Raw genomic sequence first — 254 nt, 5'->3', positions numbered from 1 at the left:
GGTTAACCGTCACTTGGCAGTTATCCATTTTCCCGGTTGCGCCGCACCATTGATGGCCAACACCGACACTGTCGTGTCCTTGTTTGGGAATTCCCATCCCGTCAAGAATAAGCGCAGAGGCGGCTCCTAGTAATTAGCGAATCTTATTGAGGAATCCACCGAGGTGATTATCAATCCAAGATGAGGCAAAACTCAGCTTTTCCGTCAGTTGATTGAACAGCCCATCAAGAAGCGTTCGGTACTCGTCTTCGCCG

At 50.0% G+C, this 254-nt stretch carries 1 protein-coding gene and 1 pseudogene; both read right to left on the bottom strand.

Annotation, left to right across the window (positions count from 1 at the left end; all coding sequences use genetic code 11):
- Positions 1-109, bottom strand: a 109-nt coding sequence (locus tag O2S87_RS19300; protein ID WP_475410267.1) for a transposase, incomplete at its 3' end; no start/stop codon positions are given.
- A 24-nt stretch (positions 110-133) separates the two neighbouring features.
- Positions 134-254 (bottom strand): annotated as a pseudogene (locus O2S87_RS19295) (IS630 family transposase); the annotation flags it as partial.

This window comes from Halohasta sp. A2 (assembly GCF_056175805.1).
Note: the sequence above shows the minus strand (reverse complement) of the source record. Positions and strands in the feature narration are given on the sequence as shown.